Here is a 15198-nt window from a genome sequence, read left to right as displayed (position 1 = left end):
TGACCGGCGCATCCGCGCCGGTCAGGGCCTGAGTTATCGGTGCTGTCGTGCTGTGGCAGGTGCAGGGTTCGAACCTGCGTAGGCTGAGCCGTCTGATTTACAGTCAGATCCCTTTGGCCACTCGGGCAACCTGCCGGGCGTTGCCGGGGCAACGACGAGCAAGCCTATCGCAGCCGATTAGGCTGAGTGAAATCAGACCCGCCGTACGCCGCACCGAGGAGCACCCATGGCCGATTCGTCCTTCGACATCGTGAGCAAGATCGATCGCCAGGAGGCTGACAACGCCCTCAACCAGGCCATCAAGGAGATCCAGACCCGCTACGACTTCAAGAACACGGGTGCCGAGATCAAGTGGAGCGGCGAGTGGGGCATCGAGATCACGGCCAACGCCGATGAGCGCGCCCTCGCCGTCCTCGACGTCTTCAAGGACAAGCTCATCAAGCGCGGCATCTCGTTGAAGTCGCTCGAGGAGGGCGAGCCCCGCCAGTCGGGCAAGGACGTCAAGATCAACTGCGACTTCGGCGAGGGCATCAGCCAGGACCAGGCCAAGAAGGTCTCCAAGCTCATCCGCGACGAGGGCCCCAAGGGCATCAAGGTGCAGGTGCAGGGCGACGAGCTGCGGGTCACGAGCAAGAAGCGCGACGACCTGCAGGAGGTCATCGCGCTGGTCAAGGGTGCCGATCTCGACTTCGCGGTGCAGTTCGTCAACTACCGCTGACGCCGGCACCACTGACGCCCCGAGCCCCAGGAGCACCGCATGCCCTCGCCGACCGTGACCGAGCTGCTCGCCGCCGGGGCACCGGGCTTCGTCTTCACCCACGACGGTGAGTTCCGCGGAGTCGGTGACCTCGGCATGCGCGCGTGGCCCCTCGGACCGGCCGGCGGCGAGGCCGTCGCAGGGGGCACGGACGTCGTGACGGTCGTCGATGGACAGATCAGCCGTCTCTGGACGATCCTCGGCGCCTGACGGCCGCCGCGCGCCCCCGTCAGTTGCGCCGGATCGTCACCTCCACGGAGGTCGCGCCCGATGTGGACACGATCTCGACGATGTCCCCCGCATGCTTGACGACCCGTCCGCCGGTGACGCTGATGCGGGCCCCGGTCGGATAGTCCTGGCGCGGCACGAACAGCACGGTCCGCGAACCGGCCGAAAACCGTCCGCCGTCGACCTTGGCCGTGGAGTACTTCAGCTGGAAGACGCCCGTGCCCGAGGCGTACCCGAAGGACGACGGGGTGCCAGCGATCGCCCGCGGATAGGGCCGCGTCAAGGCATCGATCAGCGCGGTGTTGAGGTTGGAACCGGTGGGGGGCTTGGCTGGATCCTTGACGATGCCCTCATGAGGACGCTCGCCTGAGGGGTCCTCGTTGAACCAGGCCCAGGCCTGCCAGCTCGACATCACGCGATCGGCGTTGTTGGCGATACGGTCCAGCACCGGCGCGTCCGAGACGGCACCGAACTCCGACATGATGGGCGCGCCGAGACCCGCCTTGGCCCGACGAGCTGCGACGTCGAGCGGGATCTTCTCGGCGAACGTGTCGCACACGTCGGCGATGATCGGCGTGTTGGGCCCAAGGCCGGTGATGCCCGTGAAGCAGTAGTTGTGGAAGGAGAACCCGGAGTTCCCGATGCCGGGGTCTCCCATGCTCGTACCGCCGCCCGAGCCGGACGTCACCCACGGCTCGTAGTACAGGGTCGTCTGAGGGTCGACCGAGCGGATGCCCGTCATGACCTTGCGCTCGAACGACTCCAGCCGCTTCTCCTGCGCGCAGCCGAACGGGCTGAGGCACAGCGCGTACAGCGTCCCGGGGAATGGTTCGTTGAAGATGTCGTAGCCGACGACGTAGGGGTCGTCGCGAAACTGCTTGGCGACGAGCTTCCACATGTCGGTGAACGCCGTCTGGATCGGCCGCCCCGTCGCGTCCGTGTAGTCATTGGCCCAGAAGTGGTCCCAGGCGCGCTGCAGCGCGGGCATCACGAAGTAGTTGAGCGGAAAGCCGCAGTTGGGGCTCGTCGGCAGCCCGTCCGAGCGAATCGCCCAGTCAGGAAAGCCCTCGCCGTTGAACGCCTCGTTGAGCATGTCCTGATGGAAGTCGAAGACGACGTTGATCCTGCGGTCCGTGAAGAGCTTGACGGTGCCGGCCAGGTCCTCCAGGTACTTCTGGTCGTACTGGCCGGGTGCCGGCTCGAGCGCCTTCCAGATGACGCCGAGGCGAATCGTGTTGAACCCGGCCTCCACCATGCGGTCGGCGTCGTCGGCCCCGAACCCGATGCTGCTCGGGGTGTAGGGCGCGAGCTTCCTGATCTGGTTGGTCCCGTGCATGATCACGACGCGCCCTTGATCGTCCAGCAGCCACTGGCCGTTGCTCGTCACCTTCTTCTCGACAGCTGGCCCCTCGCCGGTGCCTATGACGCCGCCGACCGGCGCGGCTGGGTTGCCGGTCCTGGTGGGGCCCGGCGTGAGCGAGCACGACGACGACGTCGCTCCGGAGTCCGCCGAGGCAGGGCTGGTGCTGGTCACGGCCGAGGCCAGCAGGACCAGGGGCAGCAGCGCCCCGGCGACGGGGACAGCTCGTGATCTCATGGGAGTCTCCTTGTTCATGGGGTGACGTTCATGGGGTGACGTACTGCGCGGCTCGCGCCCGCAGCTCGCCCTTCAGGGTCTTGCCCGTCGCGTTGCGCGGCAGGTCGGCGACGAGCACGACGGTGTGCGGCACCTTGTAGCGCGCCAGACGTTCGTTGCACCAGCCGATGAGCTCGCCGGTCGAGCACGCCGCGCCCGCAGCCGCCATGACGTACGCGATGCCCACCTCGCCCCACGTGGCGTCGGGGACGCCGACGACGGCAACCTGCGCGACTCCCGGATGGGCGGCCAGGACGTTCTCGACCTCCGCGGGGTAGACGTTCTCCCCGCCGGAGATGTACATGTCCTTCCACCGGTCGACGAGTCGCACCCGACCGTCGGCGTCGATCGATCCGGCATCGCCCGTACGCAGCCACCCGTCCGCGGTGCAGGCCTCGGCAGTCGCTTCCGCGTTGCGCCAGTAACCGGCCGTCACGACATCGCCGGCGACCTCCAGCTGGCCCACCTGGCCGGCCTCGAGCGTCTCGCCACGCTCGCCCCGGATCCGACAGCGCGCGTGGAGCACGGGGATCCCGACGACTCCCGCACCAGCGTCCTCGACCGAGGACGGGACGCTGGCCACGCAGGCCCCCGCCTCGGTGATCCCGAAGACGGTCGACAGCGCCGCACCGTGGGCCCGCCATGACGCAAGAAGGCTCTCGGGCACCGGGGAGCCACCGATCGCGCCCACGAACGGCCGTAGCGGCCGTTCGGTGAAGTTGGGCAGCTGTTCGATGAACTGGTAGTTCGCCGGCACCCCGCCGAAGTGCGTCACGGCGGGCAGCTCGTCGCGCAGCAGGCGCAAGGCCTGTGCGGGGTCGAAGGTGCGGGCCACGAGCACGGTGCCGCCCATGAGCAGCACCGGGTTCGCGAAGACGTTGAGGCCCGCCACGTGGAACGTCGGCAGAACCGTCAGACACCGGCTGTCGGGACCGACGCCGTGCGCGATCACGATGCCCACGATGCTCGCCAGCACGTTGCGATGGCTGGCTTGCACTCCCTTGGGCGTGCCGGTGGTTCCCGAGGTGTAGATGATCGTCCAGACCTCGTCCTCGTCCACCTGCGGCGCGGTCCAGTCCTGGGGGACGTCGGCGGACGCGAGGCGCTCGAAGTCGTCACCCCCTGCTCTCTCGCTCGACCATCCGAGCAGCGCCAACGACGCACGCGCATCCGCCGCGATCTCAGCTGCCGCATCGCAGGCCCAGCTCTCGGCGATCAGCACCGCGGGGTCTGCATCACGAGCGATCTGGCCGAGCTCCGACGGCGTCAGCCGCCAGTTGAGGGGCACCACGATCGCTCCCAGCAGGGCGCAGGCGTACATCGTCTCGAAGAAGCGGGTGTCGTTGCGCGACAACACCGCCACTCGATCTCCCTGCACCACGTCGTGGGAGCTCTGGAGCGCGTACGCGATCGACCTCACCCGTGCCCAGAGCTCTCCGTACGTCAGGACGTGCCCGGTCTCGAGATCGATCAGAGCCTCGTTGTGAGGCTGACGCAGAGCGTGCTGCTCGATCCACGACACGCTCACGCGTCTCCTCCGAACGAGCCGCCCAGGTCGCCGGCCAGGGCCGCGAACTCCTCGCCACCGGCCATGAGATCCAGCACCTCGTTGCGGGTCTTCTCCCCGCGAGCGAAGTCTGCGGCGGTCCTGCCGCCGATCAGCACCTGGAACCGGTCGCCGATGGCCATCGCGTGCTGCGCGTTGTGGGTGATGAAGATGACGGCGACACCGGAGGCTCGGACCTGGTCGATGAGCCGCAGCACCAGAGCCGCCTCCTTGACCCCGAGCGCAGACGTCGGCTCGTCGAGGATCAGCACGCGGGCCCCGAAGTAGACCGCCCGAGCGATCGCCAGCGCCTGGCGCTCGCCGCCCGACATGGTGCCCACGAGCTGGCGAGCGTTCGTGACCCGGGTGAGGCCGAGCTCCGAGATCGCCTGCAGCGCCTCCGACCGCATCCTCGACCGGTGCAGGAACCTGATCGGACCCACGCGCCTGGTCAGCTCGGACCCGATGAAGAAGTTCCGGTCGACGCTCATCAACGGAGCCGTGCCGCCGTACTGGTGCACGGTCGAGATCCCGGCCTCGCGGGCGGCCCGCGGAGAGGGGAATGTCACGACGTCGCCGTCAAGACGCAGGTTGCCGCTCGACGGCTGGTAGACGCCCGAGAGCACCTTGATGAGAGTGGACTTGCCGGCACCGTTGTCGCCGAGCAGGCACAGCACCGACCCGGGGTCGACATGGAGGCTGACGTCGTGGACGGCGTAGTTGCCCGAGAACGTCACCGTGATGTTCTCGGCGCTGAGCATGGTCGTCATTGCTGACCTCCTGCGGTCTTGGCCATCGCCAGACGGCGTACGAAGTTGTTGCCGATCACGGCGATGAACAGCAGGATGCCAACGAACAGCTGGACGAGGTCGGGATTCCATCCGGTGTAGAAGATGCCCACACTGACGATCGAGTAGGTGATCGCGCCGAACATCACACCGATCATGGATCCGTAGCCACCCGAGAGCAGGCACCCGCCCACCACCGACGCGACGATCGCCTGGAAGACGAAGTTCTGCCCGCGGGTCACGTCGGCGTTGCCGAACTCGACGGCCTGGATGATGCCGACGAATGCGGCCGACAGACCGCTGTAGACGTAGAGGCCGAGCTTGACCTTGCCGATCGCCACACCGTTGAGGACCGCGGTGTCGGCGTCGCCACCGATGACGAAGATCCAGTTGCCGAGCCGCGTGCCCTGCAGGACGAGCTGAGCCCCCGCGACGGCCACCAGCCACCACAGCAGCGAGACGTTGAAGGGTCCGACGTGCCCTGCGAACAGATCGTGAGCGAATCCGGACGACACCATCGACACCGAGGTCGTGCCGGTCACGGCCCGACTCAGCGCGAGCGAGCCACCCGAGACCGAGAACAGCATCACGAGGGTGACGATGAAGCTCGGCAGCCCCGTGCGCACGACCAGGAAGCCGTTGACCACGCCGACCAGGGCACCGATGGCCAGGGACAACGCTGCCCCGACGATCAGGGGAAGGCCCCACTGGGTGACCGATATCGCGGTCGTCATCGAGCTGACTGCCAGGACCGACCCGATCGAGAGGTCGAACTCGCCGGCGATCATCAGCATCCCGATGGGCAACGCGATGATCCCGAGCTCGGCGGCCACCGCCAGCCACGACACGTAGCCGTCGGTCGACCAGAAACCTGCGCTCATCCCGAAGAGGCCGAAGAACGCGAAGACGAACACCGCCCCGACCGCGGAGCCCGCCTCGGGTCGGCGGATGACCGCCGACCCGGCGCGGGTCACGTCGATGATCGAAGCCACCTCAGGACGCCCCTCGCACGCCGAACTTCTTCTGCACGTCGATGACCTGGTCCACGTTGTCCCGGGTGATCATCAGCGGCGACGTCTCGATGTCGTCGAGGGTGCGCAGTCCGAGGACACGGTCCATGACGCCGGCCGTGACCGCCTGGTAGAGCTGCAGGAACGGCTGCTGGTCGATCGTGAACGCCAGCTTGCCGCTCTTGACGTCGTCGAGCACCTGAGTCGACAGGTCCGTCGTGCCGATCGTGACGTCCTTGCCGGACTGCTCGACCGCTGCCTCGGCAGCCACGGCGACGTTGGTACCCAGGGTGAAGACACCGTCGACGTCAGGATTGGACTTGAGGTAGCCCTTGATCTTCTGGGTGTCACCCTGGATATCGCTGCTCTCGGCCGAGGGAATGGTCAGTGTCTCGCCGGTACCGCCAGCGGCCTTCACCGCGGCGATCGCCCCATCGCACCTGACCTGGAGGACCGGGTTCTCGGGGATGTGGTTGACGCAGACGAGGTTCTTGGCACCACCGCTGCTCAACGCCGCTCCCGCTGCCTTGCCGGTCGCCTCGGGGTTCTCGCCGGCGAAGCCGACCGCGCCGATCTTCTGCCAGCTGTCGATGCCGGAGTTGAACACCACGACCGTGATGCCTGCATCGACGGCCTTCTTGATCTCGGCATCCTGGGCGGCGGGGATGAAGTCGCCGATCACGAGGACGTCGGCCTTCTTGGTGATCGCGGCCTGCGTGAGCTGGGTGAGGTCTGCGACGGCGTTGCTGAAGTCCTTCGGTGCCGTGTAGTCGTAGGAAGCGCCCATCGCGGCCGCCGCGGCCGATCCGCCCTTGTCGACCGCGGAGAAGAACGGATCGGAGAGCGGGCCGCCGACGACGACGACCTTGACGCCCTTGCCGAGAGCTGAGGCTCCCCCCGTGCTCTTCGCGGGCGTCGACTCGGCCGATGTGCCGCTGGAGCAGGCGGCCAACGTGAGCGTCGACGACGCAACGATCGCTGCGATGGCCAAGGGGCGACTGCGCATCTTCATGGGGTTCTCTTTTCGACATGGCGGCGGTCGATGTGACCGCGGGCACAGACTCTAACCACATCGCGGAGTTATTTCAAGCCTTGAATTCACCGGTGCCGCGCGCGCCATTCCACGGTGCGTACGGCATCATGGCGCTGTGAGCCCCCGCACAGGACGCCCAGCAGACGTCGCCGGCGTACGAGGTCAGAACCTCGCGCTCCTGGTGCAGGACGTCCGACGGCACGGACCGACCACCCGAGCAGAGGTGTCGGCTCGAACCGGTCTTGCTCGTGCCAGCCTGACCACGATGGTGCCCGAGCTGGTCACCGCCGGGCTGCTGCGAGAGACCCCCGGAACGGCCGGACCCCGCGGCGGCAGGCCGGTGGCACCGATCGTGTTCGACGGCTCGCGCATGGCGATCGCCTCGGTCGAGATCACCGTGAGCGACGTGCTGGTCGAGACCGCCGATCTCGCCGGCCGGAGGCTGCGACTCGACGGCGCACCCCACGGGCGCCCGCTCGGCGATCCGGACGCGGTCGTGGCCGTGATCACCACCCTGCTGGACGATCACACCCGCACGCTGCGCGAGCTGGGGGTCGATCTCGGCATGGTCGTGGTCATCATGCCGGCCCCGCTCGCGGGCGATCCGCCCGTCGTGCTCGCCTCGAGCGACTTCGAGTGGCGGCGCTTCGACCTGCTCGCTGCCATCACCGCACTGCGCCCGGATCTGGCCGGGCGTTGCCTGCTGGTCAACGACGCCAACATGGCGACGATCGCCGAGGCGCAGGCCCTGGGCGACCCGGGATCTCCCGCCCCTGCCGACGTCGTCTACCTCAAGTCGTTGACCGGCATCGGTGGCGGGGTCATCACCGGCGGCCGCCTGGTCACCGGCAACCGAGGCATCGGCTTCGAGCCGGGGCACATCCTGGTCAGGCCCGGCGGCCGACCGTGCGTGTGCGGTCGCCACGGCTGCTTCATCGCCGAGGCCGGGCCCGAGGCCGTGCTCGGCGACGCCGGGCTGTCGGCCCTGGCCGGGTCGGCCGGCATCTCGGTCGCGGTGGCAGAGCTGGTCGAGCGCGTGCGCGGGGGCGACCCTCAGGCCAGGTCGGCCGTGGCGTCCGCGGGCGAGGTGATCGCCAGTGTCACGCTCGACATCGCCCTGACCTTCGACCCCGCTCGAGTCGTCCTCGGCGGCTACTGGGCGGACGTCTTCGACCACCTCGGCCTGCCGCAGACCCTGCAGCTCGGCGACGACTCGTTCGACTTCGCCTGGGCCGCTCCCGAGGATGGCTTCATCGTCCCGGGCCGTCTGGGCGCTCGGGCCGCTCGGATCGGCGCTGCGGGGCATGCCGTGGAGCAGCTGCTGGGAACTCCGCTGTGGCTCAGCAATTTCATGTCTTGAAATAAGTCGCTATCTCGCGCTATCGTCGTCCCTCTTCGTACAGTCCGGGAGGGCACTCATGCGGAACCCGATCGTCCGCGCGCCATGTGGACCCGTCGAAGGCATCTGGCGCGGCGGCTCCGCGGCGTTCCTCGGCATCCCGTTCGCCGACGCACCGATCGGCCCCCTCGCGTACGCCGCACCCCAGCGGCGTGCGCGCTGGAGCGGCGTCCGCCTCGCCCATCACCACGGGCCGACGCCACAACGCCGCCCGCTCAGCGAGCAGACGACGATCCCCGAGCCGAGCATCGCCGGGGAGGACATCCTCAACCTCAACGTGTTCACTCCCGCACCCGGCGACGCAGACGCGCGCCTGCCCGTGCTGGTGTGGGTCCACGGCGGGGGTTTCATCGCCGGCTCCCCGGCCAGCCCCTGGTACGACGGTGGGTCGTTCAACCGCGACGGGATCGTGACGGTGTCGGTGTCGTACAGGCTGGGGTTCGAGGGCTTCGGCTGGATCGCCCGGCGCCCCAGCAACCGTGGCCTGCTCGACGTGCTGTGCGCCCTGGAGTGGGTGCACGACAACATCTCGAGCTTCGGCGGCTCGCCCGACACGGTCACCCTCGCCGGGCAGTCGGCCGGCGGTGGCGCGGCCCTCGCGTTGATGGCCGCCCCTCGGACCGACGGCCTGTTCCGCTCGGTCGCCGTCACCTCTCCCGCCCCGTCGCTGACACGCACCCGCGATCACCAGATCGATGGCCTGCAGATGGCATCGGCTGCCGGCATCTCCGGAACCGGCGAGGAGTGGGCGTCGATCGACCCCGAGATCGTCCTCGACCTCCAGGCCGGACAGATGGCGGTCGACGCACCGGGCGCTCCTGACCATCCATTCGCCGCGACGCTGCAGAGAAGCCTCCGACGAGGACGTGTCGACCTGCACTTCGGGCCCGCGGAGGACAGCGACCTGCTCCCGTCTCCCATGGGCCGCGCCTGGCTGCGGTCGCCGAGGCCTCTGCTGATCGGAACGACGGCCGACGAGTTCGAGGACCCCCCTCTCGGCGACCCGGTCGGCCACCTCATGACCGACCACATGTTCCGGCGCCCGGCCGCAGACCTCGCGGCTGCCCGCGACGAGGCCGGTCACGCCCAGACCTGGCTGTATGACTTCCGGGAGGTCAGCTCGGCGACCCGCACGGCCGCCCACTGCCACGACCTGCCGTACGTGTGGGACCTGCTCACCGCCCAGGGCTCGGCCGAGGCACTGGGTCACAGCCCCTCGGCGGCGCTCGCCGCTCGCCTCCACGACGGCTGGGTCCGGTTCGTCCGCGACGGGGACCCCGGGTGGCCAGCCGCTGGTCCCACCGCTCGGGCACGGCGCTTCGGGGGCGGGGCCGACGACGTCGCACCGTTGGACGTGACGTCCGGCCCCGCGTTGGGCAATCCGTTCAACGCGCCTGTCCCGACCTGCTGATCCGGCTACGGCAGGTGCGACAGCAGCAGGTCGGGCCAGGCGCTGACCGCGATGAGCGCGGCGGTGCCGATCAGCACGGTCGACTTCGCGAAGCGCACCGAGATGGGCGGCGACGGGCTGACGTAGGGCTCGCCGTCCTGCCGGCCGCACAGTGTCACGATCATGCGGAGGTAGTAGGCCAGGCCCAGCATGACGTTGACGCCCATGACGACGCCCAGCCACACGTGGCCGTCCTCGACGACGGGGCGGATCACGACGTACTTGGTCACCAAGCCGATGACGGCGGGCGGGAACCCTGCCAGCGTCAGCGTCGCGAACACCAGCGGCACGCCCATCCACGGATCGGTGCGGGCCAGGCCCCTCAGGTCGTCGAGCCGCGTGCTGCCCCGCAGCCGCAGCAGCACCGCGAGCGCCGCGAACGCCACGAGGTTGGCCAGCGCGTAGACCGCGAGGTACTGCACCGCAGGCGTCAGGCCGAACGGCCCGGAGACGGCGACAGCAGGTGCCAGCAGGAACCCGGCCTGGGCGATGGACGACCAGGCGAGCAGCCCGATCGCATCGTCCTGCCGCAGTGCCCCGATGTTGCCGATCGTCATCGTGACGGCGGCGACGACCGCGACGACCGGCTGCCAGCTGTCGCTGGCCGCGGGCAGCGACACGGCGAGCAGCACCAGCAGCGCCCCGAGCGCCGCCGCCTTGGAGACGGCCGACAGGAAGCCGGCGACCATGACCGAGCCACCCTCGTAGGCATCGGGGATCCACAGGTGGAACGGCACGGCACCCAGCTTGAACAGCAGGCCGACGACCGTCAGCACCACCGCGACCGACACGACGCTGCGGGGCACGTCGGGCACCGTGAGCGCGTCTGCCAGCTCGTCGTAGCGCAGCGTGCCGGTGACGCCGTACAGCAGCGACACCCCCATCAGGGTGACGGCCGTCGAGACCACCGAGGCGAGGAAGAACGTCCAGGCCGACCGGATGGCGCGCTGGTCGCCCTGCCGCAGACCGACGAGCGCGATCGACGGCAGTGACAGCAGCTCCAGCGCCACGACGAGCGTCACGAGGTCGCGGGCGCTGACCATCAGCAGCGCTCCGGCGGCCGCGCTCATCAGCAGGAAGTGGTACTCCCCCGGCGGCATCGCATTCTCGAAGTTCATGACGTTGGACGCGACGACGACGAACAGCGTCCCGATCAGCACGACGAGGGAGAAGGCGAACGGGTAGGCCGACGCGTCGCCGCGGACGAGCTCGGCCGTCGCCGCGACCGTGGCGATGCTGGCCGGCAGACCCGATCCCAGCCACGTGCGGCGCGAGTAGAAGGCGTCGACCATCAGGGCCACGAGCGCCCCGACCAGCACGATCGTGGCGGGGCCGGCGACGGTCCAGTCGACGGGGATGTTCATCGCGCCACCGCCATCCACGACATCGGCTCGAACAGGTCGAGCAGCAGCTGCGGCGCGAGGCCCAGCACGACGACGGCGACCACGAGCGCGCCCATCACGGCGAGCTCACGTCGCACGAGGTCGCGGTCGCCCTCGTGCGGGACGGGCTCGCCCTGCGCGACGAGGCGGATCGCGCGGACGAAGTACGCAGTCGTCAGCGCGATGCCGAGCAGGGCTAGCCCCAGGCCTGTCCAGGCGACCGGACGGGTGAGCACCTCGCCGACCTCGTAGGCCGCACGGAGCGACAGCACCTCGCCCCAGAAGCCGGCGAGACCGGGCAGCCCGAGGCTCGCGACGGCGGCCAGCACGAACGTCACGGCCAGCCACGGCGCGCGACCGTAGAGCCCGCGGCCGATCGCCCGCATGGACGACGTCCCGTAGCGGTCCTTCATCGATCCGGCGGCGAAGAACAGCAGACCTGTCACGAGGCCGTGGGCGATCGACCCGAACACCGCCGCGGCCACCCCGACGTCGCTGCGCGTGGAGATCGCGAGCACGACGAAGCCCATGTGGCCGATGCTCGAGTAGGCGATGAGCCGCTTGAGGTCGTCCTGCACGTAGCAGGCCAGCGCCGACCAGACGATGCCCGCGGCTCCTGCGACCGCGAGCCAGGGTGCGACGACCCCGATCCGGTCGGACGGCCCGACGAAGACGAGCAGGCCGTAGGTGCCGAGCTTGAGGAACACCGACGCCAGCAGCACCGAGCCGACCGTGGGCGCCGCGCTGTGGGCGTCGGGCAGCCACGTGTGCAGCGGCACGACGGGAGTCTTGACCGCGAACCCCAGCGTGATCAGCACGATCGCCACGGCGTCGGGACGGATGGTGATCAGCTCGAGGCTGCCGCCCCGCGTCGCCGCGATGACGATGCCGACGAGCAACAGCGCCGATCCGGCCACCGTGAACAGCAGGAAGCGTGTCGCGGCCCGGCGAGCGACGTCGGGCGGGCCGTCCGACCACCACGCGATCACGAACCACATCGGCACGAGCGCCAGCTCGAAGAACACGAACAGCAGCAGGGCGTCGAGCGAGCTGAAGACCCCCAGCGACGAGGCGCTGATGACCAGGACGAGCCCCACCAGCGCCGGCGACGTGCCCTCGACCGCGAGCCACAGGCAGCACAGGATCGCGATGAACGCCGTCATCAGCGCGAACGGCCACGACACCGCCGTGACGCCGAGGTGCAGGCGGGCACCCAGCGACTCGATCCAGGGGACGTCGATCTCGCCCGAGACCGTGCCGCGTCCCTCCCACGAGACCGCGTAGAGCGTGAGGCTCGACGTCATCGCGGCGGCGCCGAGCCACGCGGCGCGGCGACCGTCGATGAACCGGCGACCGACGATCAGGCCGAAGCCGACGACGAACGGGATGACGAGGGCTGCGGCGATCACCGGACCATCACCGCCACCACGACGAGCACCAGGGCGCCGGCGGCCAGCACCGTCGCGTAGCGCTGCACGTTGCGCGACTGCGCCCGGCCGAGGCCGCGTGACACGGCCTGCACGGCGGACGCCCCGCCCCGCGGGTAGACGTCGACGGCGTCGCGGTCGAGGTCGACGACGGTGCGGGCGACCGCTGACGCCGACACCGGGAGCCAGCGCGAGAAGGGACGGTCGAGGCCAGCCTCGGCGGCGAGGACGGGTGCCGCCCACCGTGGCGACACGCCCCGGCGAGCAACCTCCAGGCCCACGCCGGTTCCCGCGACCGCGATGACGGTGCTGATGGCCGCGACGCCCAGGTGAACCGTCTGCCCGATCGACAGCGCGAACGTCCCGACGGCGAGGACGACGAGCGGGCCGCTCATCGCGAGCGGCGTGCGGTGGGTGTCGAGCCGCTCGACGGGAGGCCCGAGGAACACCAGGGCCCACAGCCGGGCCGCGTACGCGGCGGTGACCACCGACGTCAGCAGGGCCACGACCAGCAATCCCCAGGCGGTGCCGACGGCAAGGTTGCTCATGCTGTCGCCGTTCGCCGATCGCACGATCGCGTCCAACACCGAGTCCTTGGTGAAGAAGCCCGCCGTGGGCACGAGGCCCGCCAGGGCGGCGAAGCCGATCGTCATGGTCCAGAACGTGACCGGCATCGGGCGACGCAGGCCGCCCATCGCCGACAGCGCGCTGGTGCCAACCGCGTGCATCAGGCATCCGCAGCCGAGGAACAGCAGCGCCTTGAACACGCCGTGGGCGACCAGGTGGTCCAGGCCCACCTCGGGATCGGCGGCCGCGACGGCAGAGAGCATCAGCGCGAGCTGGCTGACGGTCGACCAGGCGAGCGCTCGTTTCAGGTCGGTCTGCACGAGGGCGAACAGCGCGCCCAACAGCATCGTGATCGCGGCGATGACGGCCATCGTCGTGAGGACGACCGTCGAGTCGGAGTACAGCTGGAACAGCCGGGCGGCGAGGTAGACGCCGGCGGCGACCATCGTCGCGGCGTGGATCAGCGCCGTGATGGGCGTGGGCCCGGGCATCGCGTCGGGCAGCCAGGACTGCAGCGGGAACTGCGCCGACTTGCCGATCACCGCGACCAGCACCAGCAGGCCGATCGCCGTCGCGTTGCGTGGGTTCTCGGACTCGGCGACCTGAGCCCCGATGATGTCGTACGTCCCGTAGGTCTCGCCGATCACGATGATCGCCATGACCAGCCCCAGGTCGGCCACGCGGGTGACCAGGAAGGCCTTCGCGGCTCCGGCGCGCGCCGCGGGCGTCTCCCACTCGTGCCCGATCAGCAGGTACGAGCACACGCCCATGACCTCCCACCCCACCAGCAGCACCCACAGGTTGGTCGTGCCGACGACCGCGATCATCGCGAGGAGGAACAGGATGATGACCAGCGCGTACGAGCGGTAGCGGGGGTGGTGTCCGAGGTAGGCCGTCGAGTAGATCTGCACGAGCAGCCCGACGCCGACCGCGAGCAGGACGATCTCGGCCGATCCGAACCACAGGAAGAGGTCCGGCGACAAGGACGGCAGAGGCGGTGACGCATCCGGCGCGAAGCCCGCAAACGCGAAACCGTCGCGCCCCAGGTCGGGGACCGCCCACACCGCGACGACGACCGCCAGCACCGCGGTCAGCCCGACGTACGCCCACCGCCGGATCATCGCCCCACCTCGTCGACGTCGACGGTGCGCACGGCCCGGAACAGTGCCAGGACGATCGCGAGGCCCAGGCCGATCTCGGACGCGGCCAGCGCGATCGTGAACAGCGTCAGCACCTGCCCCGTGTGCAGGGCATCCGCGAACCACGCGTCGAATGCGACCAGGTTGAGGTTGACGGCGTTGAGCATCAGCTCGACGCCCAGCAGCATCAGCACGGCGTTGCGCCGGGCCAGGACGCCGTAGAGCCCGATGCCGAACAGGGCAGACGACAGCAGCAGCGGGTAGAGCAGCGACATCAGCGGTTCGACCCCGATCGTGCGATGACGATCGCGCCGACCAGCGCAGCCAGCAGCACCCCGCTGAGGATCTCGAACGGCAGCACCCAGTCGGTGAACAGCGCCTCGCCGATCGAGGCGGCCGTGCCGATGCGGCGTCCCTCGATGCGCTGGCCACCGAATCCCGCGATCATCGTCGCCCCGAGACCGACCGCGGCCACGAGACCCAGCACCGCAGCGATCCACCGGTTGCCGGTGACCTCCGCGGTCGTGCCGGCACCCTGACGGGTCAGCATCAGCGCGAAGATCACGAGCACCACGACCGAGCCGACGTAGACCAGCACCTGCACCCAGGCGACGAACTCGGCCGTCATCAGCACGAAGCACCCCGCGACCGCGCCGAGCGTCACGACGAGCCACAGCGCGGCGTGCACCAGCTGACGGCACGTCATCGCGAGCACGGCCGAGCCGACCGCGACGACCGACAGCAGGGCGAAGACCACCTCGGTGCCGTTCACTCGTCCCCCGCTCCTTGAGCCTGTCGAAAGGACGTCTCGACAGGCACAACGGGCGGTACGGCCT

The 15198-nt window shown here is 69.5% G+C and carries 14 protein-coding genes and 1 tRNA gene; 4 read left to right on the top strand and 11 right to left on the bottom strand.

All coding sequences use genetic code 11. The features are described 5' to 3' along the window. Nucleotides 1-53: 53 nt before the first annotated feature. Nucleotides 54-135, bottom strand: a tRNA-Tyr gene (locus JOF40_RS08920). Between the two features lie 91 nt (nucleotides 136-226). Between JOF40_RS08920 and JOF40_RS08915 the strand changes: the two genes are divergently transcribed. Together JOF40_RS08915 and JOF40_RS08910 are read left to right on the top strand one after the other, a co-directional pair. Continuing rightward, nucleotides 227-718, top strand: a complete 492-nt coding sequence (locus JOF40_RS08915) for a YajQ family cyclic di-GMP-binding protein (protein WP_129185541.1) — start codon at nucleotides 227-229, stop codon at nucleotides 716-718. A 39-nt stretch (nucleotides 719-757) separates the two neighbouring features. After that, complete coding sequence (locus JOF40_RS08910; RefSeq protein WP_129185540.1) at nucleotides 758-967, top strand: hypothetical protein; 210 nt, start codon at nucleotides 758-760, stop codon at nucleotides 965-967. A gap of 19 nt (nucleotides 968-986) precedes the next feature. Here JOF40_RS08910 and JOF40_RS08905 read toward each other — a convergent pair whose 3' ends face one another. The 5 genes from JOF40_RS08905 to JOF40_RS08885 are packed head-to-tail and all read right to left on the bottom strand — an operon-like array spanning nucleotide 987 to nucleotide 6977. Further along, entirely contained in the window at nucleotides 987-2582 is a 1596-nt protein-coding gene (locus JOF40_RS08905) for a cellulase family glycosylhydrolase (RefSeq protein WP_188111885.1), read from the bottom strand. A gap of 28 nt (nucleotides 2583-2610) precedes the next feature. Continuing rightward, entirely contained in the window at nucleotides 2611-4149 is a 1539-nt protein-coding gene (locus JOF40_RS08900) for a class I adenylate-forming enzyme family protein (RefSeq protein WP_129185538.1), read from the bottom strand. Then, the gene (locus JOF40_RS08895; protein ID WP_129185537.1) at nucleotides 4146-4937 is read right to left on the bottom strand and encodes an ATP-binding cassette domain-containing protein; all 792 of its coding nucleotides are present in this window, start codon (nucleotides 4935-4937) and stop codon (nucleotides 4146-4148) included. Before JOF40_RS08895 ends, JOF40_RS08900 begins: the two co-directional genes overlap by 4 nt. Beyond that, the gene (locus tag JOF40_RS08890; protein ID WP_129185536.1) at nucleotides 4934-5947 is read right to left on the bottom strand and encodes an ABC transporter permease; all 1014 of its coding nucleotides are present in this window, start codon (nucleotides 5945-5947) and stop codon (nucleotides 4934-4936) included. Before JOF40_RS08890 ends, JOF40_RS08895 begins: the two co-directional genes overlap by 4 nt. 1 nt (nucleotide 5948) lies before the next feature. Further along, the gene (locus JOF40_RS08885) at nucleotides 5949-6977 is read right to left on the bottom strand and encodes a substrate-binding domain-containing protein (RefSeq protein WP_129185535.1); all 1029 of its coding nucleotides are present in this window, start codon (nucleotides 6975-6977) and stop codon (nucleotides 5949-5951) included. A 136-nt stretch (nucleotides 6978-7113) separates the two neighbouring features. On the opposite strand from JOF40_RS08885, the gene JOF40_RS08880 reads away from it, so the two are divergent. Both JOF40_RS08880 and JOF40_RS08875 read left to right on the top strand, forming a co-directional pair. Beyond that, on the top strand, nucleotides 7114-8358 hold the full coding sequence (locus JOF40_RS08880; protein ID WP_129185534.1) for an ROK family protein: 1245 nt from the start codon (nucleotides 7114-7116) through the stop codon (nucleotides 8356-8358). A gap of 58 nt (nucleotides 8359-8416) precedes the next feature. Then, nucleotides 8417-9808 (top strand): carboxylesterase family protein, encoded by a 1392-nt coding sequence (locus JOF40_RS08875; RefSeq protein WP_188111886.1) that lies wholly within the window; start codon nucleotides 8417-8419, stop codon nucleotides 9806-9808. A 5-nt stretch (nucleotides 9809-9813) separates the two neighbouring features. On the opposite strand, the gene JOF40_RS08870 is transcribed toward JOF40_RS08875, so the two are convergent. From JOF40_RS08870 to JOF40_RS08850, 5 genes are read right to left on the bottom strand one after another with little or no spacing between them, the layout of a single operon-like run. Continuing rightward, nucleotides 9814-11211, bottom strand: coding sequence for an NADH-quinone oxidoreductase subunit N (locus tag JOF40_RS08870; RefSeq protein ID WP_129185532.1), 1398 nt, complete (start codon nucleotides 11209-11211; stop codon nucleotides 9814-9816). Next, nucleotides 11208-12638, bottom strand: coding sequence for a complex I subunit 4 family protein (locus tag JOF40_RS08865; protein ID WP_188111887.1), 1431 nt, complete (start codon nucleotides 12636-12638; stop codon nucleotides 11208-11210). The genes JOF40_RS08870 and JOF40_RS08865 overlap by 4 nt, the downstream gene beginning before the upstream one ends. After that, complete coding sequence (locus JOF40_RS08860; protein ID WP_129185530.1) at nucleotides 12635-14344, bottom strand: NADH-quinone oxidoreductase subunit 5 family protein; 1710 nt, start codon at nucleotides 14342-14344, stop codon at nucleotides 12635-12637. The genes JOF40_RS08865 and JOF40_RS08860 overlap by 4 nt, the downstream gene beginning before the upstream one ends. Further along, entirely contained in the window at nucleotides 14341-14637 is a 297-nt protein-coding gene (gene nuoK / locus JOF40_RS08855; RefSeq protein WP_129185529.1) for an NADH-quinone oxidoreductase subunit NuoK, read from the bottom strand. Before nuoK ends, JOF40_RS08860 begins: the two co-directional genes overlap by 4 nt. Next, a complete protein-coding gene (locus JOF40_RS08850; protein ID WP_246152902.1) occupies nucleotides 14637-15134 on the bottom strand; it encodes an NADH-quinone oxidoreductase subunit J family protein in 498 nt (165 codons plus the stop codon). Before JOF40_RS08850 ends, nuoK begins: the two co-directional genes overlap by 1 nt. Nucleotides 15135-15198 lie beyond the last annotated feature (64 nt).

Source organism: Aeromicrobium fastidiosum, from assembly GCF_017876595.1.
Taxonomy (GTDB): domain Bacteria; phylum Actinomycetota; class Actinomycetes; order Propionibacteriales; family Nocardioidaceae; genus Aeromicrobium; species Aeromicrobium fastidiosum.
Note: the sequence above shows the minus strand (reverse complement) of the source record. Positions and strands in the feature narration are given on the sequence as shown.